Annotated in this window: 26 protein-coding genes and 1 pseudogene; 7 read left to right on the top strand and 20 right to left on the bottom strand. The window is 34.8% G+C overall.

What is annotated here, in order from left to right; translation table 11 throughout:
- From SAY88_RS16540 to SAY88_RS16530, 3 genes are all read left to right on the top strand, one after another.
- The coding region (locus SAY88_RS16540; RefSeq protein WP_332633150.1) for a hypothetical protein at window positions 1-614 on the top strand (614 nt) is incomplete at its 5' end.
- A gap of 125 nt (window positions 615-739) precedes the next feature.
- Window positions 740-970, top strand: a complete 231-nt coding sequence (locus SAY88_RS16535) for a hypothetical protein (RefSeq protein WP_332633148.1) — start codon at window positions 740-742, stop codon at window positions 968-970.
- A 146-nt stretch (window positions 971-1,116) separates the two neighbouring features.
- Complete coding sequence (locus SAY88_RS16530) at window positions 1,117-1,512, top strand: hypothetical protein (protein WP_332633146.1); 396 nt, start codon at window positions 1,117-1,119, stop codon at window positions 1,510-1,512.
- 219 nt (window positions 1,513-1,731) lie between these two features.
- Here the strand turns inward: SAY88_RS16530 and SAY88_RS16525 are convergent, their stop codons facing one another.
- From SAY88_RS16525 to SAY88_RS16480, 10 genes are all read right to left on the bottom strand, one after another.
- The gene (locus SAY88_RS16525) at window positions 1,732-2,490 is read right to left on the bottom strand and encodes a hypothetical protein (RefSeq protein ID WP_332633145.1); all 759 of its coding nucleotides are present in this window, start codon (window positions 2,488-2,490) and stop codon (window positions 1,732-1,734) included.
- A 12-nt stretch (window positions 2,491-2,502) separates the two neighbouring features.
- Entirely contained in the window at window positions 2,503-2,904 is a 402-nt protein-coding gene (locus SAY88_RS16520; RefSeq protein ID WP_332633143.1) for a DUF6075 family protein, read from the bottom strand.
- 179 nt (window positions 2,905-3,083) lie between these two features.
- Complete coding sequence (locus SAY88_RS16515) at window positions 3,084-3,596, bottom strand: hypothetical protein (protein WP_332633142.1); 513 nt, start codon at window positions 3,594-3,596, stop codon at window positions 3,084-3,086.
- A 262-nt stretch (window positions 3,597-3,858) separates the two neighbouring features.
- Window positions 3,859-4,056 carry a hypothetical protein gene (locus tag SAY88_RS16510; RefSeq protein WP_332633140.1) on the bottom strand — a complete coding sequence of 66 codons (198 nt, stop codon included), beginning with the start codon at window positions 4,054-4,056 and terminating at the stop codon, window positions 3,859-3,861.
- Window positions 4,057-4,295: 239 nt separating this feature from the next.
- Window positions 4,296-4,466, bottom strand: a complete 171-nt coding sequence (locus SAY88_RS16505; RefSeq protein WP_332633138.1) for a hypothetical protein — start codon at window positions 4,464-4,466, stop codon at window positions 4,296-4,298.
- A 135-nt stretch (window positions 4,467-4,601) separates the two neighbouring features.
- Window positions 4,602-4,787: a hypothetical protein gene (locus SAY88_RS16500; protein WP_332633136.1), complete on the bottom strand. Its 186-nt coding sequence runs from the start codon at window positions 4,785-4,787 to the stop codon at window positions 4,602-4,604.
- Window positions 4,788-4,948: 161 nt separating this feature from the next.
- A complete protein-coding gene (locus tag SAY88_RS16495) occupies window positions 4,949-5,404 on the bottom strand; it encodes a JAB domain-containing protein (RefSeq protein ID WP_332633135.1) in 456 nt (151 codons plus the stop codon).
- Between the two features lie 274 nt (window positions 5,405-5,678).
- Complete coding sequence (locus tag SAY88_RS16490) at window positions 5,679-6,521, bottom strand: ArdC family protein (RefSeq protein ID WP_332633133.1); 843 nt, start codon at window positions 6,519-6,521, stop codon at window positions 5,679-5,681.
- Between the two features lie 784 nt (window positions 6,522-7,305).
- Window positions 7,306-7,644: a hypothetical protein gene (locus SAY88_RS16485; RefSeq protein ID WP_332633131.1), complete on the bottom strand. Its 339-nt coding sequence runs from the start codon at window positions 7,642-7,644 to the stop codon at window positions 7,306-7,308.
- Window positions 7,645-8,107: 463 nt separating this feature from the next.
- Window positions 8,108-8,437, bottom strand: a complete 330-nt coding sequence (locus tag SAY88_RS16480; protein ID WP_332633129.1) for a hypothetical protein — start codon at window positions 8,435-8,437, stop codon at window positions 8,108-8,110.
- Window positions 8,438-9,050: 613 nt separating this feature from the next.
- On the opposite strand from SAY88_RS16480, the gene SAY88_RS16475 reads away from it, so the two are divergent.
- From SAY88_RS16475 to SAY88_RS16460, 4 genes are all read left to right on the top strand, one after another.
- Window positions 9,051-9,275: a helix-turn-helix transcriptional regulator gene (locus tag SAY88_RS16475; protein ID WP_332633127.1), complete on the top strand. Its 225-nt coding sequence runs from the start codon at window positions 9,051-9,053 to the stop codon at window positions 9,273-9,275.
- Between the two features lie 341 nt (window positions 9,276-9,616).
- Window positions 9,617-10,084, top strand: coding sequence for a hypothetical protein (locus SAY88_RS16470; RefSeq protein ID WP_332633125.1), 468 nt, complete (start codon window positions 9,617-9,619; stop codon window positions 10,082-10,084).
- The gene (locus SAY88_RS16465; RefSeq protein ID WP_332633124.1) at window positions 10,074-10,700 is read left to right on the top strand and encodes a hypothetical protein; all 627 of its coding nucleotides are present in this window, start codon (window positions 10,074-10,076) and stop codon (window positions 10,698-10,700) included. Before SAY88_RS16470 ends, SAY88_RS16465 begins: the two co-directional genes overlap by 11 nt.
- 9 nt (window positions 10,701-10,709) lie before the next feature.
- On the top strand, window positions 10,710-11,648 hold the full coding sequence (locus SAY88_RS16460; RefSeq protein ID WP_332633122.1) for a hypothetical protein: 939 nt from the start codon (window positions 10,710-10,712) through the stop codon (window positions 11,646-11,648).
- Between the two features lie 659 nt (window positions 11,649-12,307).
- On the opposite strand, the gene SAY88_RS16455 is transcribed toward SAY88_RS16460, so the two are convergent.
- The 10 genes and pseudogenes from SAY88_RS16455 to SAY88_RS16410 all read right to left on the bottom strand — a co-directional run bounded on the left by SAY88_RS16455 (window position 12,308) and on the right by SAY88_RS16410 (window position 24,903).
- On the bottom strand, window positions 12,308-17,104 hold the full coding sequence (locus SAY88_RS16455) for a DEAD/DEAH box helicase (RefSeq protein WP_332633120.1): 4,797 nt from the start codon (window positions 17,102-17,104) through the stop codon (window positions 12,308-12,310).
- Window positions 17,105-17,881: 777 nt separating this feature from the next.
- Window positions 17,882-18,505 carry a recombinase family protein gene (locus tag SAY88_RS16450; protein WP_431308884.1) on the bottom strand — a complete coding sequence of 208 codons (624 nt, stop codon included), beginning with the start codon at window positions 18,503-18,505 and terminating at the stop codon, window positions 17,882-17,884.
- A 361-nt stretch (window positions 18,506-18,866) separates the two neighbouring features.
- Complete coding sequence (locus SAY88_RS16445) at window positions 18,867-19,382, bottom strand: hypothetical protein (RefSeq protein ID WP_332633117.1); 516 nt, start codon at window positions 19,380-19,382, stop codon at window positions 18,867-18,869.
- A 153-nt stretch (window positions 19,383-19,535) separates the two neighbouring features.
- A complete protein-coding gene (locus tag SAY88_RS16440) occupies window positions 19,536-19,769 on the bottom strand; it encodes a DUF3953 domain-containing protein (protein WP_332633116.1) in 234 nt (77 codons plus the stop codon).
- A gap of 182 nt (window positions 19,770-19,951) precedes the next feature.
- Window positions 19,952-20,119 (bottom strand): LPXTG cell wall anchor domain-containing protein, encoded by a 168-nt coding sequence (locus tag SAY88_RS16435; RefSeq protein ID WP_332633114.1) that lies wholly within the window; start codon window positions 20,117-20,119, stop codon window positions 19,952-19,954.
- 482 nt (window positions 20,120-20,601) lie between these two features.
- On the bottom strand, window positions 20,602-20,856 hold the full coding sequence (locus SAY88_RS16430; protein ID WP_332633113.1) for a hypothetical protein: 255 nt from the start codon (window positions 20,854-20,856) through the stop codon (window positions 20,602-20,604).
- Between the two features lie 316 nt (window positions 20,857-21,172).
- Window positions 21,173-21,265 (bottom strand): annotated as a pseudogene (locus SAY88_RS16425) (recombinase family protein); the annotation flags it as partial.
- 625 nt (window positions 21,266-21,890) lie between these two features.
- Entirely contained in the window at window positions 21,891-23,177 is a 1,287-nt protein-coding gene (locus SAY88_RS16420) for a winged helix-turn-helix domain-containing protein (RefSeq protein ID WP_332633112.1), read from the bottom strand.
- A 747-nt stretch (window positions 23,178-23,924) separates the two neighbouring features.
- A complete protein-coding gene (locus SAY88_RS16415) occupies window positions 23,925-24,536 on the bottom strand; it encodes a plasmid stabilization protein (protein WP_332633110.1) in 612 nt (203 codons plus the stop codon).
- 85 nt (window positions 24,537-24,621) lie between these two features.
- Complete coding sequence (locus tag SAY88_RS16410) at window positions 24,622-24,903, bottom strand: hypothetical protein (protein WP_332633109.1); 282 nt, start codon at window positions 24,901-24,903, stop codon at window positions 24,622-24,624.
- Window positions 24,904-24,962: the final 59 nt, after the last annotated feature.

Raw genomic sequence — 24,962 nt, 5'->3', positions numbered from 1 at the left:
CAATGGGGGATTATATGTATAAAGCAAATTTAAAAAAGTATTTAAACAGATTTCTTATTTTGTTAATTGGAGTCTTTCTTATTTACAGTATTTATGTTCAGTTAGAGTATAGACACTACGTTAATCAGAGTATAGATAGAAATTATGACCATTTATCAATTATAGCTGTTAAAGGTAATAATTTGGCTGACAGGCTGGATGAATTTATTCATTTACCTATTGAAAAAGAAGAATTTAGTGAAGTGAAAAGTGAGTTATACAACTCATGGAAGGTTGTTAACGGAGAAAGTAAAAGCATTCATTCATATTTATATGCTATTTCGACGCTACATATGGGAGACGAAGCATCTGATTGGGAATTACTACAATTTAGCTTATTTCGTGTTGAAGAATTTATATATGGTATGACTCTAAAGTTTCTTGAACATCATTCATATACTATAAGTAGTAAGGAAAAGGAAAAAATGGAAGCAGTTATTAAAGTTTATAGAATTATTAATGAAGAGACAGAAAATGATTTGGTTGATGTAGAGATTATTTTACAGTCAATAAAGGAGCCATTGCTAGTTATAGACGATAATTACTCTGGTACACTTGAACGATTAGGTAGGTAAACAAATAAAAAGTTAGATTATTAAGCTCTAACGGAGAGCGATAGTACAAGAGGCTGTCGCTTGTTCAACTATTGAGGCAGGATAACACAAGAAGAAAGATAAATAAATGGGGGGAGATTACTTTTATGTTATGGATAATAACTCAAGATACAAAAGTCTTAGTAAATGTTAAAGAAGTAACCGTAAAAGGCAATTTTATTGAAGGTGTTGTTAGCAGAAGTTTTTTCGTCTATTGGAGTAAAGTATTGGGGAAATATGAAACAAATGACAGAGCGAAAGAAATAGTTAAAGAAATTTATTCGAAAATAGAACAAGGCAATAGTAGTATAATAACCTTTTCAATGCCTGCTAAATGATTTTTACTCTTAAAGTAACGGGTGCGATTGCTAAATAAAGAGTAATCGCTTCTTCTTGTTGAAGTAAGAAGCATTAAGAATAAACCATCTTATATGGACATACCTATGCCAAATAAAGGTAAAATCTAATTAAGAGGTGGTTTAAAGTGAGGAAGTTTATAGTTATTGGTTTAAGCTCTCTATTTGTAATTAGTGCAATATCTTTATTCACCATTTCTAACACCCAAGTAAGTAGTAGTGAGGAAGAAATTGTAGTTAGTGATGTAGGGCATGCCGTAGACGAAGAGTATATTGAGAAACTCAATGAGGAAAACATGAGATTGGCTCAATTTATGACATCTCGGTTAGAAGGTACAAATGTGCGGTTAACAACGATAGAGAATGTTATCGAAAAGGTACCAAATCGTTTGTTACACGTAGAAGCGGTGTCACTTGATGTCAATGATGATATTGAAGTTATTGTAGATGAGGTTATTCAAGAAGCAGTTACAGAGTCTATAATACAAGAAGATGAACTTTACGAAATTATTATCAAAGATTAAAATTATTCTAACGGGTAGCTTTAATGAAATAAAGATCATAGAAATAATCAAACTTTTTTATAAAAGAATGGTTCAATTGAATATAGAAAAAGCGTGTTTTGATCAGTCAAAACACGCTTTTTCTATTTGCTATTTTATCAAGGTTTATAGAGTTAATTTAATCAAACTTTATTTCAATGCTACATTATTGACGGTTAATTCCCCTTTAAAACAATGATGTCATTCTTCCTTTTCTGCGCGATATTGACTTAACCGTTCTCTTAATACATCGCCATCAAACGCCTCCTCATATTCTCGTAAGGCATGCTGAAGTCGAACTTCAGCAATGAGCTTTCGAGCATCGGCATTCGATAACTTACTAATGAGCTGCTCAACCACATCACGCATTAACGCTGTTCGAGTCACACCTTTTGTGCTAATTTCATCAACATATCGATTCAATTTTTCAAAAGCATCTGCTGACATACTGACGCGCATCGATTCCGATTCCTCTGGTTTATCCAGTAAAACAGCTTTATCATAAATCGGCTTATACTCTTCTAAAATAAATCGTTCTATGGCTGCGTTACGGTCACGAAACGGAATAAACTGCTCTAGCACATCCTTCGTACCTTTTTCAAAATAAAAACTTGAATGACGTACTTCTCGCTTTTTTGGAAGCGAGTCATTCTGATTCTTTAATTTTTCAAGTAGCTGATTCATGATGTGACGCATTAAAGAGGAACGATTTGCTTTATATCCAGCTTCTCGTACGATCTTCACCAATTCATTGAGCCTTGCATCGGTATTTTCATCAAAATGAAACTTTTCAGGTTTCAATCCTTTTTTATCGCCTTCATTGATGATGCTCAACTCACCCGGCAATTGATAATCATTCAATACATAGTTCCTCAAAATTTTAGACTGGACGGATGAATCAACCTTTGATTTAAAGGCTTCCGCTTGCCCAAGGAACAATGAGAAAGATACTTGTTTCATAAAAAGCAGCTCCTACATGTAAAGTTTTTCTTCTGGAATGTCATAACCCTTTGACACTCCATAACGGCGCAATATAAAAGCATTTAACGCCAATCTAAAGCCTTCATCATCCAATCTTGAAATAATATCAAGTGGTTCAACCATTTCATTAGAATTGAACAAATGAACAGCAAGCTTTGCTAGTACACAAAGTCCGCTGCTGAAGTCTTGTTCTTCAAACATTTTTTCAGAATCAAATTCACCATGCTTTGCCTTAAAATAAGGTTTCATTTTCCGGTACAATTCCTGATTTCCGGTCATTAGGTAAACAACAGATAAATATTCTTTATTTGTTCTATAATGATCTGCCATATCTTCAACCCGAAATCGGGAATATCTTGCTTCATGCTCTTGGTTTATAAATTGAAAGTTCATTAAAATTACCTCCATTTTTTTCTTGATTGTTAATCCCTTATAATATATACCATTTGGACACTATGTTATTCTTTTAACAAGCTCCGGGGATCAGCCGGAGCTTCAGTAACATACAATACTCAAGCACAAGAGTATTATAAAGTAAGTATACCCGACTTTACGTCTTATTTGAAGCTAGATCATCCTTTTTCCTTCACCTTTTCTTGTCTTTCTGTCCGAATAATCATCGGTCTTTTTTTATCTTTTTCAATGTTCTCTAAATACTTCACCAGATAACTTTCCGTAATTCTTGTTGGTACATAACCCAAACGAGTACGAATGATATTTTCCACGACAAACGCCTTTTTCGTGTAGTACATGTAATCACGTCCCGTTTCTTTTTCAATCTCTTTAAATTCATTTGCTCCCTGTTCACCGGCACGATGGAAAGTATGCATATGATGATACATATTAGAACGCTCGTTTCTAATTATTTTCAGCAAATACAATAGTTCAAACGTTGAAAACACCATCAATTCAGGGGTTGTTTTCTCTATATGAGTGTCAAAAGCCATATCCCGAAAACGTACGTCTAACCGTTCTCGATTCTCTTTTACAATGCTTGCTGCAAGAGTCATCGAACAAAAATCACAATAATATTGCTGCTGGTTCACCTTTTCAATGTTGCTGCCGCAATAAGGACATGTTTTCATTTTTGATCCTCTCCCTTTTTCAATGGTTTCATACGTTTTTCTATTGGACCCGATGGGGGATCTCCCCCATCATTATTATACTATTTGGACACTATAATACCAACCTTTATATGGTGCTTTTTGCCTTTGTCACTACAAATAATGAACCATCACTTAACTGAAGATTTCGTAATCATTTTACAATAATTTTCGGCAGCCTGCTGGCAAATTAGCTTTAATCGCTCTTCTACACTTTTCTTTCTCCATTCTCCTACTTGTATATTCATCGATCTTTCCCCCACTCTAAAAGGTTAAATAATGCTTCACAATACGTTTGACCGTACAAAAAATTCAAGATTTCTCTTCTATTGTTTTCACTAACGACTATGGCAAGCTCTACATCTCTAATTTCAGATGGATCAAGGTTTAGTTCTTCACGTTCATCAAACAAGTCTTTTAGTTCTTCTAGAAGAAGTTTCATAATATCCTCCTTGGATAAGGGGCGTAAGCCCCTCTGCATTTTTTAGTAGAGGGGAAGAACCCCCTCTACTATATATATTTCTAGTTTCTAGCATCGCACTTTTGACAATACATCAACCTTAGTGGATGGCCATCGTCCTTTATGCTTGTGATTTTGTACGTTACTTTTGCCAACGCTTTTCAGCTGATCCTTTGGGCTTTATCAACTCCTTTCTATATTTATATTATACCACTTAGACACTAAACAATCAATAAAAATGTTGATTTTATATCAAGCTTTTTACGTTTCTCAAAATATTTTTCCGCTTCACTTAAAAGTAAAAATCTCCCGATGCGCTTTCTTTTTCTGTAAACTCTGTAAAAACTGCCTTCCTTTTTAATTGAAAAAATACCTTCCTTTTTCATAATCATTTTGCTTTCCCCTTTCGATTATTGGTTAGTTTTCTAATGGACATTTGGAGAAATTTTGACTTTCACATTGGGCGCATGGTAGTAGTTTTTCTTTGCAAATAGGACACTGTTGCTTTATCATTTTTGTCCATCCCTTTATTCTTCATCCCATTCGGGCGCTGGTGTTATCGTGATTGCTGGATACGCCGCTGGCAATGTCCATCCTTCCGTTTCTAAATGCTCTATTGTCTTATTATAAATTTCATTAGGATGTGGTGTATTAGACCAAATCATGGCTGATAGTTCTACTTCTCCATAATCAAAAATTACTCGAAACGTCATTCTGACCAACTCCTAAAAGATTTTTTGTTTTTTGCTTTTAAGGTCTTTTTTCCTTTCGTTTTTTCTTTTGTCTTGTGAAGAATGCTAGCTCACATTGATTTTTCCTTTTAAAGCAAAGGGGCAAAGTATCCCCCTTTGCTTTTCCTCTTCCTCTTTTTTTATTACAGATAACCTTTTTCTTTTAAGCTGACATGTTTTCCTGATTGTGTCACAATCACATGGTCCAGGACATCAATCCCTAAAATCTTGCCGACTTCTGAAAGTCGCTTAGTGACTTCAATATCCTCTCGGCTCGGTGTTGGATCGAAAGCTGACGGATGGTTATGGCTGACAATGATGGAAGCCGCATTATTCAGAATGGCGCATTTCATAACGTCTCTTGGGTGGACAATGCTTGCATTTAAGCTTCCAACATGCGCTCTATGAAGCCCGATGACCATATTTTTTGTGTTGAGCATTATTACAAGAAAAACCTCTCTGTCCTCGTCTGCGATGTAGGAAGCCGCTAACGTTTGCGCATCTTCTGGAGATTTAATTTGATAGTTGGCAAATCGTTCTGAAACTTCCCTTATTTCCTGTTTGATTCGTACTACTTCAAAGATTGGCTCTAAATCCATTTTTCAAAAACTCCTTTGTGCTTGTGATTTTGTACGTTACTTTTGCCAACGCTTTTCAGTTTGTCAGCTGATCCTTTGGGCTTTCTCAACTCCTTTCTATATTTATATTATACCATTAAGACACTAAATAATCAATGAAAATGTAGATATTTCAAGGATGTTTTTTTCAACCTTTCGTGACGTTTCTTTCGTACTATTCTTAAATAAAATCACCTTCCCGGTCTAGGAAAGGTGATTGATCCTTTGTGCTTGTGATTTTGTATGTTATCGATGCTTATTTCTCGTTTGTTTCTTCTTCTGTTCCTAAAATATAGTCTGTCGCTTTTTGCGCTTGTGCTGCTGCTTGAACAATTAACCGATTGTCATCTTTTAACGCTCGTAGCCAAGAGTGAATATAACTAGCTGAGTTATCAAGTGTTTGATTATCAATTCCAGCAACACCGCATAGCATCGAAGATCCAAGCTCTGCCACTAGCTCTTCCTTCGAATACACTTCATCGCCAAACGCTACATTCTGAGTGGTTACACCTGGGCGATCAAGTCGGCTTTTATGACCGGTACTGTGAACCATTTCATGAAATAGCGTCGAATAATATTCTTCAGCTATTGGAAAATCCTTTATTGGTGGGCAATTGATACGGTCAAACGTTGGATAGTAGACGGCTTTTCCTGATTGAAATGTATAATCAGGAGCATTTATGTAGCCTTTATAGATTTCCTCCGCTTTCTCAATCGGATTGTGATCAAATGTCGTTTCTTGTCGCTTACTCTGCAACCCTTCTACTTGCGTATTAATCTCAAATACTCTGTAGTAGCGAAGATAGGGGATTTTTTCAATCTCTCCACTTTCTTTATCTTCTTTTTCTAACCATTTCCAAAACACAACTATATGGGATTTCTCCCCTTTCTTGATTTTTGCACCTGCTTCTTTAATTTGATTAAACGTTGCATACTCGCCAGCCTCTAATAAAAAAGTATTAATGCCTCTATACGCTTTCTGAGTCTTCCAGTTCACTGCTCCACCGTTAATCCATGGTTTCCGCCAAGGGATAACACCCTTTTCCAACTTCTCAATAATTTTTTCGGTAATCATGTCATATACGCTTTTTTTAGCCATGTGTTTTGTCTCCTTTGAATTTGATTTTTTCTTTTTTCCTTTTGACTTGCGAAGCGAATTCATTTCCCAAAGGGAAGGATTTTTTCCCTTTTGCACGGAGAACGAAAAACACGTATAGGCAATGGGTCAAGGGCGTTCTTAGCTAAAAAGTTTTTGCTGTTGCGAAGCGTTTTTAAGCAAAAAGTTTTTTGCCCCTTGAACCGATTGTCTAGCCGTCTTAGTTTCTAGTAGGAAGGGGTAAGGGGCCCCACCTGCTAGAAACTTAGTCGGCTTGCGCTGTTTTACGATTCGCAGTCAAAAGGAAAAAAAGTTCAAATAAAAAAGCAACCGAATTTGGTTGCTATCCTTTGATCTTTTAGTCTTTTGAACTTTAGAGTCGTTCACTCGTTAAGAAACGCAATGGAACAAACAGAATGTTGATGGATGGCTAACTACACGATTTTTTTTGTAGTTGGCCATCCATCTTACAGTCTGTTGTTCGCTTGTGTTTTAGAGGGAATCGAGATGCCATAGAATGTTAGGTTGCGTGATCTTGGCAATCTTACAGTCTATGAGCAGACCCATAGGGCGCCCCAACTATGTCCTAGTCCTTACTATCACTTGATCTTACATCTTTTGTTCTCGTGCCTTACCTTTATTTCTAAAGAAAAAAAGACAGTCGTTAAGTTAAATAAATATAACTTAACGACTGCCTATTCAAAGATGAACAACAACATAAAATTCCTTATTGGGTGTTTTAGTCTTGATTTCCCGAAAAGGTAGAATAACTGAAAATGAGATCCAATTATCGATTCTCTAAAGTACGCCGATTCATCACCTGTACTAAAATATCGGATATCAGTTTAGCGTTCTCAAAAAGAATTTGATTTTTGGTGTATGGATCAATGTATTGTCCGAGTCCGGAGCTAAGATTGACTTCAAACTCCCCAGTATCTAAGATTTGACCTTTCATGATAGGATTGCTTGCCCTATACATTCTGTAGTGTTCCAATACGGTACAAGTGGAAAGGACAAGGGGTCTCAGCATTTCTTCTAAGTCTGGATACATGTCTCTTGCGATTTCTTCGTTGAGAATAAAGTTGATCCCATTGTTTTCTACGTCAAATCTAAATAAAAAGATCAATATATATATACAGCTCCTTAATTGTTTGCAAAAATCATCAGCCTAAAGGCTGAAAGTCAAGCTAAAGCTTGATAAATCAACTATAAGGCCCAGTTTTTGTGTGGTTATAAGGGCAGAATTAACCATCTTTATTGTAACTGATCAATTGGTTCTCCGTTGACGAAGACCTTGCATCGACGACAATAAAGATGAATCATGTTATTTTCTTTAACATTTTTGAAATCGCTCATGTCTTTGCTGGTGAATTTACAACTGGGACACTCGTATCCGAAAAAATTTGCCTTTTCATCATATTCAAACAAATTACCACACCTCGAATATACGTTCTTATTTTGAGTATAACAAATACGAACGAATTTTTACAGTACGTTCGGTTGTAGGACAAACTGTATCTCGAATATACATCATGCAACGACCTGGACGCACGACAGACGTATTAAGGTCGTTGCAAGGCATATTCCTATTAAAATTTAAAAAAAGCAATTAAAAAAGAAATACCGAAGCCCCAAAGAACCATTTTTTCGAATAGGTTATCTTCATCCTTCTTTCTAACTTCGTAAGAAGAATACCCCCCATTATCTCGAACTTTTATTAAATCCAACTCATAATCATCATCCGAATCGGACACTAATTCCTCCGCCAGTTGTTCGTTGTACATCGTATCCTCTGGATGGTCTGGAACGAATCTCCCCATCGAGTCTCGTTTTCTCTGAACGGGTATTCTGAGCATTTGTTCCTCTCTCATTAACTCTTCCAGTAGCATCATTTTCAACATTCTGTCTGTACGTCTCATTTACGTACCTCCCTCCATTTATGGGTCCCCCCTCTTCCGAAGCAGCAACCACGGTGGATTCCTGGGTGGATAGCCACAAATCTTGATTAGAGAGGAGGAAGTTTGGGATAGGAAAAGAAGAATTTTGTTTTAGATGATTGCTTAAAAGATTTTTAAACTCCTTACTATGTGCAGCAACATGAAATGCTAACCTCATGATTTGATTTCTATCTAGATGAGTGCAATGGAATAATTGATTAATATGTTCCTTGTATTCATTTGGGTAACGAATAGTAGGTCTGTAAGTCATTAAGCACCCTCCTTAACAGATTCTTCTCGAAGGTACTCTAACCACTTACGTCCCTCTTCTGTAAGGTATATGTCTGCTGTTTTTACCATCTCCATTAATTGTTCAAAGTTCATTATTATCATCTCCTTATGTCCTATTAGTGTCTTGCTAACGTCTCTGATAAAGGATATGGACAATAAAATTGGGTTAGAACTGAAATTAACGTAAAAATAAAATTGTCGCAAAAATTACTACAATTTAAATTTAACTTTAACGTGAATGTATAATTAGTGGAATTTTTGACCAAATTGATGATAAGAAAAATAGTTCAGGAGATGAATAGATATGTTTGGAATTGGTCGTAGAGGTTCGAAATTCGGACACTTTCTGCAAAAACACAGGATTACACAAACGGAAATTGCTAAAGAAGCTAAGGTTTCTGATACAACGATTTCTAGATTATCCAAAGGAAATGCCTTTAAACCATCAATAAAAAATGGAATGAAAATAATCAAAGCTTTAAAGAAATATGACAAGAACGTTGATTTTGAAGATTTTTGGGGTGCTTAAAAAAGACTCAAAACCGGATGAATATATTTTAACCGTCACATATCAAGACAGCGTGACCACTGCCTTGATAATCATTTTCTGCTTTTGTTTTAGACAAATAAAAAGCCCTCTACAATGTACATGTTCTATGGGAATAAAGTGCTTTACTAAACATACTGTCGATCTTCCGCAAACGGGCCATATTGTCGAGAAAAAGAAGGAATTTTCAGAAAAATAAAAGAAGTTAGTAAAATAGGGGAGGGAAGTTCATAATATAGTTAGTGTGAAGTTGCTGAAAGTAGTATAATTGAACTAAAAAATAAATCATTCATTATAGAATGACCTTAACAATGGAGGAAATCATGAACAGTTATGGAAAATTGTTCAGGGGACGTAATAATATAAATTTTCGGTCCTATGATCCTGAAAAAGAGAAATATTTTCAGGTAATAAAAGAAGCGCGAAGTGAAGGATTGAAACAGGTTATTATTAATTCCGAAATTATGACAGATATTTTGTATGCTACTTTACAGTCAAATGGAGTGGTTTTAAAAGTTAATATGTCAGATAACACTGACAACGATGTTAAAGATAATGTAAAGGCAATTATTTCAAAATTGAAAAGTGATAATTTAATTTTTGTTAAATTGAGAGAGGAATTAGAATGGGCAGCAGATAGTGGATCTATTGATATAAACAGTATCGACGTTTATTTTTCTAACAAAAGGTACGAAATCTATTCTAATGGTATTATTCATGGCGATGACTTAGATTTATTATTTAGTGAAATAATTAAACCAGTATTAGAAAAGTATTTCTATGGCAGATAAAAAAGAAGAGATAAAAAGTGAAATAAAAAGAAATCTTAGAACAATCGCCATTCTGATAATCGTTATAATACTTATTTATTTTGATATATCCATAACAAAACTTCTAAATTTTACTGAAGATAAAAAAATCATATGGACACTTGATTTTGGAATTTACAACATTTTAGTAAGTATGCTTTTTTCTGTTGTTTATTACTTTTACAAAGGTGCAAAGTTACAGATAAAAATAGATATTTTAAATAAAAAAGAAGATACAAGTGAAATAACAATACGGGAAAATCCTGAAGAAATTTACGTGAAACTAAATGTTGAAGGAAAACATAAAAAGTTCTCCTCTAAGATAGAAATTTTCTTTCCCCACTGGATTGACGTTCAAACCAAGCCAAAGCCTTATTTATCATTTGATGAGGATAAAAATACATATCTTATTGATTTAGAAAGTTTGATCTTAAATAAAGAGAATATATCTCTAACAGAATCTATAACCTTTGACGTACTTAAAAATACAGATGAAAAGAATAAAGATTTAATAGAAGCTAAACTAAAGTTAGGTTTATTCACTAAATTTTTCAAAGTGGTTTTGGAAAATAAAGGTATAAAAATAAAAAGCAAATGAGGTATCTGTATGACACTTTCAAGATGGACAGACAATTCAGGGAACAGCATGGAGGAAATTTTAGAAAACATGCTGAATTACGAGAGTTGGTTAACTCCTGAAGTAGATCCATTAACAGATGATTATTTAAGATATCGTGTTCGTAAGTTTTTTGAAGAGAATCAGATGATTACCTTAAACAAACAGGAATTTACTTATAATTACATAGAATATGAGTATGAAAGAGTGCGCCCAGGTGAAGAAACTAATGAAATGCGATCTTCAAGAATTTATTCTATATCGGGCTACATAATAATTTACACCGATGGTATTAATACTCAGTGTATCACCGATCGTTCAGGTGGCGATTATACAAAGACTATATTAAGGAAACTTAATAATTATAGCAAAAGGTTAGAGCTAACACCGAATCCATTCATCATAAGTGAGGACATGTTTATATGGATGATTTACAGGGTTCTAAACTATGGTGAAATATCTTTAGATGAGGATTCGCATTTGTTATTACAAAAAATTATAGGTTTTAAGGGATCTACAAATGATAGATTAGCTGAAGTTAAGGGTACGGGAAATAAGATTATGAACCTTTTAAGTACTTTAGCGTTTTTATTTGAAAATGAACAAGTTTCTTTTATTAAGCCAAGAATTGAATATGAAAAAGAAACAGTTGAAATATCTTTAGACTTAAACGGTACAATTGACATCGATTTTGAGACCTATATAGGAAATCATTTAATGCGTCAAGATTATGAAAAAAAATCTATAGTAACCTTAATTACTTTTTTAGAAATAATACCTAAAATTTTAACTAGTTATCATAATGATAAAGAAAAAGAAGATGCACCTTGGTCTATAGATGAAAAAGTACGCTTTTTTACTAGTATGGGCGAATCCATACAAGAAAAAATAATTGAAAAAATAAAATTAGCAAGTTCGGAAGCTATCTAAATGGTTTATAGTTACACCAAACAATCTTAGATTGCTTAATGCAGGAACCATTAATTAAAGCTAGGAGATTTTCAACAATAGGGCGCTTTTCTTGAGTTAACGATAAAACCCAATTTCTCAATTTTAATGCTGGGGTACCACCAACTATTTATCATATTTCCCACGCTAAGGACAAAATCCTTGATAAATAAAGGTTTTCCCTATAACGACCATTTTAGGGAAGTTATATACTAATGTAACCATCTAATGGTTGTAAAATAGATAATTTTCGTTCCCTTAATCCTTCCCTAAATGTAATTCCCTTTTCATAAAACTATTCACGTTAAAGGGAATTAGCTTAGAGTAAGGAAAAACACTATTTTTTTACCAGAAAATGTATTAACGTGGGTTTTACGTCAAAATGTTGGTGCTACCCCGGGTTGATATCTTGGAAGTGACGGACTAAGAGGTTCGCTTTGTTTTACTGAATTTTGTTCTTAAACACTATTCCCTTCCTATCATAGGAGGCAGGTAAAAAATAGCCCGAAAGGGATTTTGTGGCGTATTAAGCGGTACAGATTAACTTGAAATCGGGTGAAATTGGATTAAGTGTTCCAAAACTGTCCCCTAAATAATTGAAAAAACTGACTTGCCAAAACTTTGACAGGTCAGTTTTTATATTATTTATTTTCGTCACTTTTTTCTGCCACCATTGGTAAATCATCATCATTACCAAGCGGATAAAATTCATCACGATGAGTTTGACTATCATCAACCACCTCAAACTTAGGCAACTGCCCGACCAATTCAATCGTCTTCATACTTACCGTAATCACAGACAACAACAAATTCAAAATATACTTGGGGTCATCACTAAATTCGTTAGGATCATCAGTAATACCTGACTTCTTATCGGTCTTAACTTGATACTGGTCAATAATCCATTCAATCGCAGGACGACCATTAACAACGTACTCGTAAGCAACTTCTGGAATGTTTTTAATTGTGATATTTTCGTTGAAAATAATCGTATCCAAAACACCTTTTTTCGGATGCTTCATCTTCTTCACTCGGTATTTTAGTTGCTCACCTGTGATTTGAACTTCAACACCGTCCCAACTAGGTTGATTTTCGTAATTCAAATGAAGATCGGCAAGTTTCCGTCCGATCTCAACGTATTTTTCTTTGTTTTTTACATTAGGCAAACGAGGAAATGATTTGGCTAAATCATCAAAATAAGTTATAGCATACTCTTTAGAATGGAAAATACCATAAATATAGTACATTGCATCTTGTTCATTCAAGCCAACAATTTGTTTCAAAATCTCAGGACGAATTGCTGAATAGCTTCCCATATCATCATACAATACTTGAGGTATATTTTGAGAACCTCCAGCAAATAAATTCACGTCTGGTAAAACATCAGTAAATAAAGTAGTAAATCGTTTCCCTTCTGTTTTATTGGAAAGTGAAATCATAAGATTTGAAGAATTGTTGACAGGCAGTACCTTAGACATTTGGTACTGCCTGTCAACTAACGCTTGCGCGTAGTAGACATGCTTTTTAGTAAATGGACGATACATACCCACATACATTCGTGTTTCGTCAAATGTTAGCTTCTCGTTTCGCTCAAATCTTTGTTTCAATGAACGTGTCCATGACAGCTTATTTGTCTCAACACTATAAATTTCAGTATTTCCCAAACTTTCGTTATAGTACTCAATGCTTTCTTTGGTATTCTTTTTAACGGATTTTTTGTTAAATCCCCATGACCAAGCATCTCGCCCTGTTTTTATCCCACCTGTATAGTCGATAAATAACGCTTTATCAGAGCGTTTTTTTCCAATTTCAATTAACTCATCAAAATTTGAATTTCGTTGATTTATCCAATCACTTTTATCATTTGGAATGATAGTTTTCAAGTCGTCGATAATATTTGAAATTCGTTCCCATTGAACCAATTTAGATAGTTTTTCATTCTTTGAAAGACAATCCCCTATACTTAAATAATGGAGGCTGCCACTACCAGATTTTTTATCATCCTTAACAAGTAATGTAATAGCGACACCAGTCATGATGTCAAAAATATTACCGCCTTCAATTTTGGCTTGTTCTCTACTTCGACGACGAATTTGACCTTTTAAGTCAATAATATAAACGTCAGAAAATTCTTCTAAGAGTGACTTGCGCATACCATCCATCGCAATGCCATCAACAAATGAACTATTCGTAATAAAGCCAATTATTCCATTTCCTTTAATTCTGTTTGCTGACCAACGCATTGCACGGATATATGAATCAAGTAATCCATTTTTATTAGTTGCCATTGAAGTCTCAATCCAATTTGTTCGCAACGAAGCATCTAAAATTGGATAATCAATTCTGACCTGATTACCATCTTCATTATCTTGTTTAGCTGAATACGGCGGGTTCCCAATAATCGCTGTAATCGATATTTCTTGCTGACGCTTCAAACGTTCATCATTAGTCCCAAAGTACGTATCATCAGGCGTATCTTCATTTTCCGTGCTGTCAAAAGTATCAGTCAGTACAATACCTTCAAAAGGCACATAACCTTGTGCATCACCATTAATATCATCGAACGTTGCTTCAATATTGACAGCCGCAATGTAATAACTCAAAAGCACAATTTCATTGGCATGTAATTCTTGGGTGAATTTGCGTGTAATATCTGCAAGTGTAATCTCACCAGCATCCATTTTTTCTTTGAGATAGGTCAAAGTACGAACAATAAAGGTTCCAGTTCCTGTAAACGGATCAAGAATATGCACACCTTCACTGGCTAACGACTTACCAAAATGTTTGTTCAGCACATCATCTACGGACTTCACAATGAAATCGACAACTTCAATCGGTGTAAAGACGATTCCTAACCGTTCAGTAGTTGATTTGAACCCAGTTGAGAAGAATTTATCGTATAGAGTAATAATGATTTTTTGTTTACCCTCTGCATTATCGACACCACTCGCACGTAATTTAACAGACTCATAAAATGGTGCAAGTTTTTCTTGTTCTTTCTCAAAACCAGCTTTTTGCAATTCATTAACAATGGTTTCCATTGCTTGCGATACGGGATTATTATTGACAAAGCTATATTCATCAAATAGAGCTTCAAATACTGGTTTTGTAATTAAATGTTGGGCAAGCATTTCAACGGCAGAGTCTTGTGTGATACTTTCGTTGATATTATGCTGCAAGCCATAAACAAACTTAGTAAATTCAGTCTTGATAGGATTGTCTTTATCATCAAGTCTTTCATTTATCCATCTGATATAACGTTGAGCAATTTCATTAACGTCTTTTGACCAATCTTCAAGATAGCGTCTATCACCAACTTTTTGCACAATTTTACCAAAAATAGCATCTTCAATCTCATCCCAAAGTTGCAATTCTGTTTGAACTGATTGCTCTACGTCAACACCTTGTCCATCTTCACCCTCTACATAAGGTTTTCTAGGTCGTCCTTTACCAGGATTAATGATATTGATGTTATCAGGCTTTTTCTGGTTTAGTTGGAGTTGATTAACAATAGCGTTAAAACGTTCATCAGTAGAGCGTAAAGCATTTAATACCTGCCAAACAGCTGCATAAGTCTTATTGTCATCAAGAACATTTTCAGGCGTCACACCTGCAGGGATGACAATCGGCAGAATGATATATCCATATTCTTTTCCGTCAAACTTACGCATAATACGTCCAACCGCTTGGACAATATCTACTTGCGATTTCTTAGGTGCAAAGAAGATAACTCCATCGAGGTTTGGAACATCAATTCCTTCAGTCAAAAATTTAACATTAGATAAGACACGGGCTTCATTATTATCAATTTCACCTGCAAGCCAATCAAGCGCTTCTTTCTTTTGTAAAGCATTCAAAGTACCATCAACGTGGCGAACATCAATTTGGAAACTTTCTTCAGCGCTATCGCCAAGATATTCATTCACTACATTATTAAATTTTTCAGCGATTTTTTTCGAGTTAGCTATGGTATCAATAAAGGAAATGGCACGTTTCATTGGTTGCCCACTGACTTTACCTGTTGCGCCCTCACGTTTAATCATCCCATTCCAAACACCAACAATACGTCCGACATCATCTAAATTTAATCCGTTCTCAGAATCAGCAAGAGTCTTTTGGAGATTCTTAGTCATCGCTTGTTCTTCAACTGTCAAGACCATTACTTTGTAATCAGTCAGATAGCCACGTCCAACCGCTTCACCAAAACCTAAACGAAAAATTTCTGTACCAAAAATAGATTCATCATCCATAGAGGAAATAACAACAGACTTTTCAACGCCTTTTGATTTGGCATCATCTGAATAAATTTTTGGTGTTGCTGTTTGGTAGAGTCTAAGTTTTCCTTTAACGTTAGCGTTGCTATGAACTTTCGTAAAGGTACTATCTTCTTGACCTTGCTCCTTAAAGCCTGTTGTTCTATGTGCTTCATCTGACACAATAAAGTCAAATTCAGGATATCCCAGATCTTGCGCTTGATGGATAACGTCGATTGATTGATAAGTGCTAAAAATAACGTTCAACGTCACTTTGTCACTCTCATATTTCAATGATTGATAATTTTTGACAACCTCATTTGCATTTGTCGTAGCTGGAAAACCAATATCAGTTGCTAAGATGTCAGCATCATCGTCATTCGCTTTTTTCTTAGTTGCTTTTCTATCAGATGTAACAGCAAATGAATTAAAATTGAAATCGTCAGAACTATCAGCATTCCAGCCAAACAGTGTTTGTGTTAAAAGTTGAATACTCGGTACAAGATACAATACATTATAAACTTTTTGACCACTGTCTTTAGCAAACTGTTCTACCATTTTTAGTGAGGTAAATGTCTTACCTGTTCCTGGTGCCATAACAAGCATTCCACGGTCATGCGTCTTAAAATACTCTTTTGCAAGTTCAATCGCTTTAGCTTGATAATCACGTGTGTTTTTGTAAGACTTTACAATAATCTCTTTAGGTTTTTCAAAATCTACAGAAGACCAATCAACTTTTGAGTGCCGCAAATCAGATAACCCAATTTTTTGAACTTGCTTGGTTTGAGAATCGACTGTGTCAAGTGCATTTTGATTCCATTCATCAGTAGTAGAGACAATCATACCCGCACTATAATAGCTTTTACCAAGCTCTGCAATAAATGAATTGATTTCAGCCTTGCCGACTTTTCCTTGATAAAATTTGGCTTGGATTGCAGTTAGTTCACCCGTATTACGGTTTTTGGCAACCAAGTCCACGCCAGTATCTTTCTTAGGTATACCATATTCTTTTGGTACATCTTTTAGTTGCCAAACATCAGAATATAGATTCTTGTAGATTGGTTCATTTTGCAAATATATCTGTACTAACTGTTCAAAGTAAGTACCACGATCACGTTGGATAGTACCTGCAGATTCATTGATGATTTTAATGAGATGATCAAATGATTGTGTAGAAGTATTCATAAATTATTGCTCCTTATAGTTGGGGTACCGCCAACATTTTGACGGGAATATACGTTAAGACAATTTATGGAATCTGAAATCCCATTTTTATTACTCTAAGCCAACCTTTCGTGTCAATGATACTCAATGTATTTAAGTATAATTGGCTAAAAGTTGCTATCCCTTGGTTTATTAAGGTTTTTTGGCAGTTTAGTATATTCATTTGAACTTCATAGTTTTTAAATGATACTTATTGTATAGATCAGTTTTATTATGTATCATAAAATGGAAAAAATGTCTTAATGTATAAAAGGGTTAAAATGTTGTCTGGACCCCTTATTGACAAATAATCATTTAACTCCATTTGTACATAGTAAGTTAAATTTAACATTTCGTATTAACTTGTCACCATAGATACCTGTTTATCCTGAAACTGAGTCTTCCACAATCTTTCCCATTAACCTAATAACAATATTTCAATTTTCAATTTTCGATTTTTTGCACAAGAAGTTACTCCATTATATGCTCTATTGCGGAAGATCGTTATAACGAAAGCATCATAAGCGAAAATCGAAACATAACTTTTTCTTCAATAATTTCATATTAATTACATAAAAAAGAGAGATCCCCCAAAAAACATGCTTGAGAATCGTTCTACAACGAAATAAAAACTATATAGCCTTATAATTTACCATTCGATTCAAAATTCAGAAGGTCCTAATCTTAACCTAAAGGTAAAATCAGGATTAACCCTGCGAAAAGTCTTCAGGCAGGTTCACAAAATAAAATTGAATTTGTTTAAGAAGAACGTTTGGGATTAAGTAGTTCGTATTCATTTACCTTTTTATAAAAAGTTGATTTTTTCATTTCAACAAGTTCCATAAATTCTATAGCCTTTATTTGTCCATTTTTCCATTGAAGATAAAGCTCATCCCATTCCTCGGGAAGGCTTTTTAAAGGTCGTCCAAATTTTGTTCCTTTCTTCTTTGCTGCTTCAATTCCTTCAGCTTGTCGTACACGAATATCAGAACGTTCTTTTTCTGCAAATGCAGTAAGAATGACAAGTACAGCTTGCTGGATAGCTTTTAATATTACATCATCTGTTTCACTATTCGTGTTAATCATAGGTTCCTTTATAAATTCTAGGTTAATACCATTTTCAACAAACCATCTATATTCTTTTAAGGTATCATCCATACTACGCCCCATTCGAGTAATGGAATCAAATACAATGGTATCTCCTTCTCTTAAACGACTAGGATCTTTTAAAGCTTGGTATTGAGGTCGATCAAAATTTTTCCCACTTTGCTTATCTATGTAAATATCTCTCTCATTAACTCCTGCATTTAAAATGTTTTTTATCTGCCTTGCTTCATTTTGGTCTTTACTGGAAATTCTTACATAACCGAAACGTTTTTTCAAAACTCTCACCCTTAAAAATTACTTTTTTATACAAAAAACGTCCAAAAAAGTATATCATCTTTAATGAACGTCTATAAAATAAATTATATATGATTATGGACTGAAATAATATAGATTTCTAACAGTCTATAAAAGTGTACTTTTACGAACGTTAGGAATTTACATGCAGACAGAAAAAAGCAACATAATGTGTTTATTACGTTGCTTCATATACTAAATTTTATTTAATTGTTATTCTGCTAACGCGCCCTGATTGCGGAAGATCATATATAGAATGTTTTGTTTCTTCTTGAAGAAAAGCCACCCGTTTGTTTAAGTACACTCCTTCACAAAGTCTAATTAAGATTTTCTATAAGAAAGACTAATTCCAACTTTCTACAATTTCTCCGTGTTCATCATATCCAACCGCATTATCAATTTCCGTAAAAAGCTCTTCTACGCTTATTGTTAGGTACGATGGAAATTCAGCTATAAAGGTATTGTTTTTTGCTTTAATTTCCTGAGATTCTCCATTTTTATATTCAATAACAAACTTTTCTACCTCATGTTCATCTGTTCTAATTGCACCATGAATTATATTACCTACACCTTCAAAATGGTTAGCTGAAACTAAAAAAGGCAAACCACTGTCTGATTCGAAAGTCATACCAACACTTTGTTCATTGTCATATCTGTACTTCCCATTCTCATAATGGTAAACACCTAAGATATGTTGAGACTGGTCCAAATAATAAACTAATTGCTTCTCTACATCGTAATTGAGAATTTCTATCGGGGTTTTCCATTGACTCTGTACTGCTTCTTCCAACGAATCGTAGCCTCTATTACAGCCAGATAAGATAAATACAATGATTATAAATATAGTCATATACTTCATGAAAGCTACCACCAACCAATCTTTTTTTATTAAGGTTCTTAGAGTTACTTCAATAAAAAATAATTGAAACCCTCTTAAAGTAACCTGCCTCGTTGAACAAGAAATAGGTGATACTTTCAAGTGTATCACCTAATCGCTCAACTCTTGCATCCGTTAGCTTAATAAAAAACCTTGAATTGATACAAATAATGAAAATAAAAAAACAACAACAAATAACCAACCATACGCTATTCGCTCTTTTCGAAATTCTTCTAATCCCATAACTAACATCGTTAAACCAAAGAAAAACATCATAATATGGCTATATTTAAAATTTTGAGTAATTAGTCCATATGCAGCAAATAAAATAACTACCACTGATAAAACATAACGTAGAATTTTTAACAAGTAATCACACTCCCCTTATCTTCTTGAACAATCCTGCCAGTTTAAGTACAACCCTTCCAACCTATATTTTCCAGAGTGATTATTCAACAATCCTGCGCCCTTTAGCGAAATAAGCAATAGGAGCTGCCTTTAACGACAACTCCTGCTCTTTCGTTCAAGCTCCCGTTAATTTAAGAAGGTGATTATGATTGTTGTTCTTTTTTCCTTCTCCCAACTATAGCGCCAACTAATAAAAATCCAAACCCAACAATGTTTAAAATTATATTTCCTATCTCGCCAATACTATCGATTGTTAATGAGAACAAAAATGCTCCGAAAAGAATTAACGGAATAGCCAATATCCACCTCAATTATTCAACCCTCCAATATTCTGTGTAACATACTATTTGAATGAACCTGCCACGTTACTTTAAGTACAATCCTTCACAATCTCTAATTATTTTAACATAAATATCCAATTTAACTGCCGAGTCTTATTCCATTATCTGGCCCGTTTGTTGAAGAACACTAGCCTGTTCCAGTAAAGAACTTTTTTTCTATGGAACACAACAAAAGAAAAAATAATACTAATATTTTAGGTTAGTAACAGGATAAAAAAAGTACAAATTAGTTATTTTTCTACAAATGAACAATTTTTCTGAATTTTTTTAATTTTTAGCATTTACAATAAGGAGCTTCTTTTATATAATTAGTACAAGCAATAGCTAATACATAGAAAAGAGGGTGATTCCACCGGAGTAGCGAAAGGCGAAAGTGTATCTATGTATACACTGGGTATCAAAATAATCATTATCTAATGGAAAATGAAACAGGTTAAGTGCTTTTTAAAAAATCAGCTACTTGTAACAATGAAAGGATTAGGAAAAGTAATGAGTAATGAAATAACATAAGCGATCTTGTTATTCTGGTCAGAATGAATAACAAGATCGCTTATTTTCGTTGTAAGGAGTGCGGAAACAATTCGAGGAATGAGGTGCCACATGTGTAAAATCTTCCAGACAAGGTAAGTAGCATTTTGTTTATTGTAAATACTTTCATTGTGGCGGTTGAAAGTCGTTTTGGTTGCCGTACCCCAGTTTCGTTTCAATACTTTCCCCTCTAATCTATGGTGTTTATTTCTAGTATAATTTTGATAGGGGAACACCAGCAAGAGAGCTAAAAGAATTAATTTCATCTGTTTATTTTACATTTATTGTAATCCTTATGACGGACTAGAGCAGCAACCCTGTGATCGAGCCTTATAGAAATGAATTAGGAGAATTACTCTTCAAGGTAAGCATTCAATGCTTGCCTTTTACTTTTTAAAGGAAAAAACACACACAAATTCTCACATTATTCTGGATTAAAGTAGCTCTTTAACCTTAAACTGTATTCTTTATATTACCGATTAAGACTTGTTAATGTCATTTCACTACCTTTCTTTTAGCTCTGATCAAAGTACTTTTAGAAATTCCAGTCATTTCTTCTACTTGTTTATATAAAAGAGTTTCTAGTATCCCTATAAAGTATCCCAATTGTTATAACTAATACTCTCACCTCCAGGGACATCCTCAAATTTATTTGGATCACTCATTAATAGAACCTCCGTAATAATTCTCCATTGCTACACAGACCTCATCACATATAATTTCATATACCGTAGTATAGTACGTGAAATTAAAAGGCTTTATAATCTAAGTATTTATACTTTCTATCCTCTATCCCTGCCGCGCTTCCGCTTGCCTTCGCCCTGTCCTAGGGCCGAGGCTTTGTCCTCCACCAATGAACAACTCAAGGCTTTAAACTTAGTATTAAGTCGTGTAGCTTTTTTCGATCAAAAACTCATAGCAGTGTCGGTTGTTACGTAGAAGATGTAACCAAAAATGACCTAGTGTAGTTCTCTGGTACGTTTATTTCTACGGTAAGTAAGAAATAAACGTACCAGAGAAACTAGCCTGTTAAAAGACCGTCTAAACCTAATAAGTGCACATAAAACGAAGCCTTATAAGCTGACAAACCTGTTCCACCCCAGAAAAAAAAGAGGATAACACTAAACACAGTCTAGATGTTTCCTCTCCGTTGTAGAACAGTTGAGAAACAGGCTAACGCCCCATAATGTAAGCTGACAGACCTGTTCCGCTTTTATAATTGTTTTTTTAACTTTCGAATATATCTATCTGAAACCCCTAGTTTATCAGCGATTTCTTTTTGTTTCATCTTTGGATTCTCCTCTAATAATGCTCTCAGTTGTTCCAATTTATCATTTGTCTTATTCTTTACTTGTTTAAGATATTCAGAGCGCTTCTGGACCCCTTCTTCTCTTCGCTTCTCTCTTTGGTATTCCGTGTTTCTTCTTTGTTTTTCACTTTTATCGATGATGGTCTTCAAATGCCACTGTTCTTCTTTTGTAATATCTAACCATTCGACGATCGTGCTATTCTTTAGATTATACCCAGCCCCAGGATATCCTTTTTCACGAGCTATACGATTCGCATTCTCATCATTTTTTGCTTCCCACGCCTTCTCAGCGCTTCGGGTAGCACGTATAACCTCATGTTCAGGTAACGGTTGCTTTAGGTCCTCATTAAAGCTCAACGTTTGATTTAGAGCTTCTTCTGTATCATTTAAGTAGCAACATTGCCAATAACGATACAAAAATAAAACCGTCTCACGATAGCCTTTAATATCGAAGTTTCTTAATTCGACTATCTTAACAAGGTCCAGCAACCTAGCCCAGTGAAGACGATAAACATTGTGCATTTGCATAATGTTCGGCTTACGACCTGGCTTTTTCTTCTTTGGTTCCAGTTCTGGGAGGTATTCTTGCTGTATTTCTCTCAATGTATGTATGTAATCATGTCTGTAATCGACTCGAACCAACTTGTTAGACTTACTATTAATCGAACCAGCTATTCTAAACACTCTAGCAGCATCAAGACTTTTCTTATCCGCTCCAAACTGCTCTAGCTGCTTAAAAAGGTACTTCTGAACAGAATTCCATAAAGGAAGAGCCTTGTAGGTGACAGCATTAATCATCCATATTAGAACAGCACCACGACCTGAAAAAATGATGATGTTAGGAGTAGGAATAGAAGACTGGAAGTAATCCATCTCTAACTCAGCCACAACATGCTCTGGATTTCTATTAATGTGATGACAATCGACATCCACATATAATGACCGGAGCTGCCTGATGTTCTCAATCCTTCTGGAAGGCTTATAGAAGGTATTTTGAGAGTAATAGACATCTTCTCCCAACCATGTCGTCAACTGCTCTGCTAATTGTTCTGGTTGATAATGATACTGACTATACTTCCCGCTCTTCTCTTTTTTAGCAAGAGCTACCCATCCATCTGCCTTATCATGATGGAATAATATATGTCGTCTTGCTTCATCGTAATCGAACAAAGATAACTGTTCTGAACCCACAACAAAAGCCTCCTCATTTTTAGAGCAGGCGAGCCAGGACTATGATATTTTTATTTCGGGAATCAAAAAACACAACGAACTATACCTTTTCAGTATTTCCTTAAAAACACACTTGAAAAGTTTATAGTAATCCCCTAAAATAAAAGTATCAATTAAATGTTACGGACTTTTCCTGGTCCGGTTCCTTAGAAAGAAGAACTTCAACTTTGGCGAGAGGGAGTTCTTTTTTCATGCTCTTTTTTATCATTTTTGGTAAGAAAACTCCCTCTTCAAGCGTGTGAAGGGCGTAGCCCAACGATAAGGGGGAGATGAATTGCAATCATTTTCTAGAACGAAAGTTCGTACGAAAATGATATAATAAGTCAGTACACGTTCTTTGAAAACTGAAGATATGAGGTTGTTGCAGGAATAGACGTCTGCAACGTAAAATCTTCAACGTTCTACGCATCCACACTTACCGAAGTTGCGAAAACCAAGCTAAAGTAGGAAGTGTGGCGGTTCGAATGTACAAGATATTAAAAAGCTTTCACCGTAGGGACTACGGGTAGAGCCTGCTCAATAACTGGTGGTTACACTGGTGTTCTCAGGAATCCCCCATGGGGGGTAGTTCAATTGACTGAATATTACATATATTGATACGAAGTTACTTAATTTTTCCTATTACTCTTTATGATAGAGAAAGAGTAATAGATTTTCAATAACCAATTTCAATTATATTCCCTTCTCCACCACGACCTCTCCATTCATCTACTGAAAAACTTTTTCCTCCACGTACCGAACAGGTACCTTTTTTTCTTTCATTTCTTTAGCAGCGATATACCGCGAATAGCCATCTTGTAGCAATTTGGTTTCCGAATGAACGAGAAGTGGCTGATCAATCGTCCCATTTTCTTCGAGGTACTTCATTTTTTCATCGATCTTCTCTTTCCGAGGAGAAAACATCAAGAACTTTTCTGGCACTATAATCTCTTCCAAATCTAAAAAGTCAGTTGTTCCTTTAGGTGCTTGAATGACCTTCTTTTCTTCCTTTCGCTCTTTTGGAGCTTTCTTTTGCTTTTTCTCTATAATTTGTAGCTGAAAAGCAATAACTGCAATTTCACCAGGGCATTGATCGATCGAAATATCTAGAGTTGGTTCACCTTGTACAAGTAGTTGCTCCGTTTTGATCGTTTCTTCGGTGATATTCGCCTGTTGTAACTGTTTTTTATTGGCAAAAACGGTATAACTAATATCTGTACTAGATGGCAACCCTTTAGGGGCATTAGGTGAACCAGACTCACGCATATCGAACGTATAAGTTTGTCCTTCGCACCTTAATGAACTCGTAGCTTTTCCTGTCAAAATAATTTCGTGGGGCATGGGTTTTCCTCCTTAGTGATTTAATTTTTGATTACGTTTATCAACTTTTTTTCATCCTTTTTAAAAAGTGCGATAGCCCTTCCACCTAGATCAGTAGCTCTCGAAATTTTTCCCGCTGAGATTCTAATTTTTCTAACATCATTTCGATTTGAATTCGATCACTCGCCGTTAGTTCGAACACTTGAATAATCAAAGGTATATAACTTTCTATTTTAATTAGTTCTGCAATTACTCCTTGGTTTAACTCCTCTGCTTTTCTAAAATCTTCTCTATCGATTGCTTCTTTCTGTACCAATTTATTTAGAAAATCATCAAACGATCTGATATGCTTATTCAACCTTTCTATGATCTCCTGAGTATCGACCATCTTGTTCCTCCTAATTATTGATTACTTTTCAGAGACTGAAATCATCTAAACTAGACTAT

The organism is Halalkalibacter flavus, from assembly GCF_036663575.1.
GTDB lineage: Bacteria > Bacillota > Bacilli > Bacillales > Bacillaceae_D > Halalkalibacter > Halalkalibacter flavus.
Note: the sequence above shows the minus strand (reverse complement) of the source record. Positions and strands in the feature narration are given on the sequence as shown.

Coding starts and splice junctions, on each gene's coding strand:
- SAY88_RS16460 (WP_332633122.1), top strand. CDS start 10,710: ATGACACTTTCAAGATGGACAGACAATTCAGGGAACAGCATGGAGGAA.
- SAY88_RS16515 (WP_332633142.1), bottom strand. CDS start 3,596: ATGAAAACATGTCCTTATTGCGGCAGCAACATTGAAAAGGTGAACCAG.
- SAY88_RS16490 (WP_332633133.1), bottom strand. CDS start 6,521: ATGGCTAAAAAAAGCGTATATGACATGATTACCGAAAAAATTATTGAG.
- SAY88_RS16525 (WP_332633145.1), bottom strand. CDS start 2,490: ATGAAACAAGTATCTTTCTCATTGTTCCTTGGGCAAGCGGAAGCCTTT.
- SAY88_RS16410 (WP_332633109.1), bottom strand. CDS start 24,903: ATGGTCGATACTCAGGAGATCATAGAAAGGTTGAATAAGCATATCAGA.
- SAY88_RS16520 (WP_332633143.1), bottom strand. CDS start 2,904: ATGAACTTTCAATTTATAAACCAAGAGCATGAAGCAAGATATTCCCGA.
- SAY88_RS16535 (WP_332633148.1), top strand. CDS start 740: ATGTTATGGATAATAACTCAAGATACAAAAGTCTTAGTAAATGTTAAA.
- SAY88_RS16415 (WP_332633110.1), bottom strand. CDS start 24,536: ATGCCCCACGAAATTATTTTGACAGGAAAAGCTACGAGTTCATTAAGG.
- SAY88_RS16445 (WP_332633117.1), bottom strand. CDS start 19,382: ATGAAGTATATGACTATATTTATAATCATTGTATTTATCTTATCTGGC.
- SAY88_RS16455 (WP_332633120.1), bottom strand. CDS start 17,104: ATGAATACTTCTACACAATCATTTGATCATCTCATTAAAATCATCAAT.
- SAY88_RS16480 (WP_332633129.1), bottom strand. CDS start 8,437: ATGAGACGTACAGACAGAATGTTGAAAATGATGCTACTGGAAGAGTTA.
- SAY88_RS16510 (WP_332633140.1), bottom strand. CDS start 4,056: ATGAAACTTCTTCTAGAAGAACTAAAAGACTTGTTTGATGAACGTGAA.
- SAY88_RS16465 (WP_332633124.1), top strand. CDS start 10,074: ATGGCAGATAAAAAAGAAGAGATAAAAAGTGAAATAAAAAGAAATCTT.
- SAY88_RS16470 (WP_332633125.1), top strand. CDS start 9,617: ATGAACAGTTATGGAAAATTGTTCAGGGGACGTAATAATATAAATTTT.
- SAY88_RS16475 (WP_332633127.1), top strand. CDS start 9,051: ATGTTTGGAATTGGTCGTAGAGGTTCGAAATTCGGACACTTTCTGCAA.
- SAY88_RS16500 (WP_332633136.1), bottom strand. CDS start 4,787: ATGACGTTTCGAGTAATTTTTGATTATGGAGAAGTAGAACTATCAGCC.
- SAY88_RS16495 (WP_332633135.1), bottom strand. CDS start 5,404: ATGGATTTAGAGCCAATCTTTGAAGTAGTACGAATCAAACAGGAAATA.
- SAY88_RS16505 (WP_332633138.1), bottom strand. CDS start 4,466: ATGATTATGAAAAAGGAAGGTATTTTTTCAATTAAAAAGGAAGGCAGT.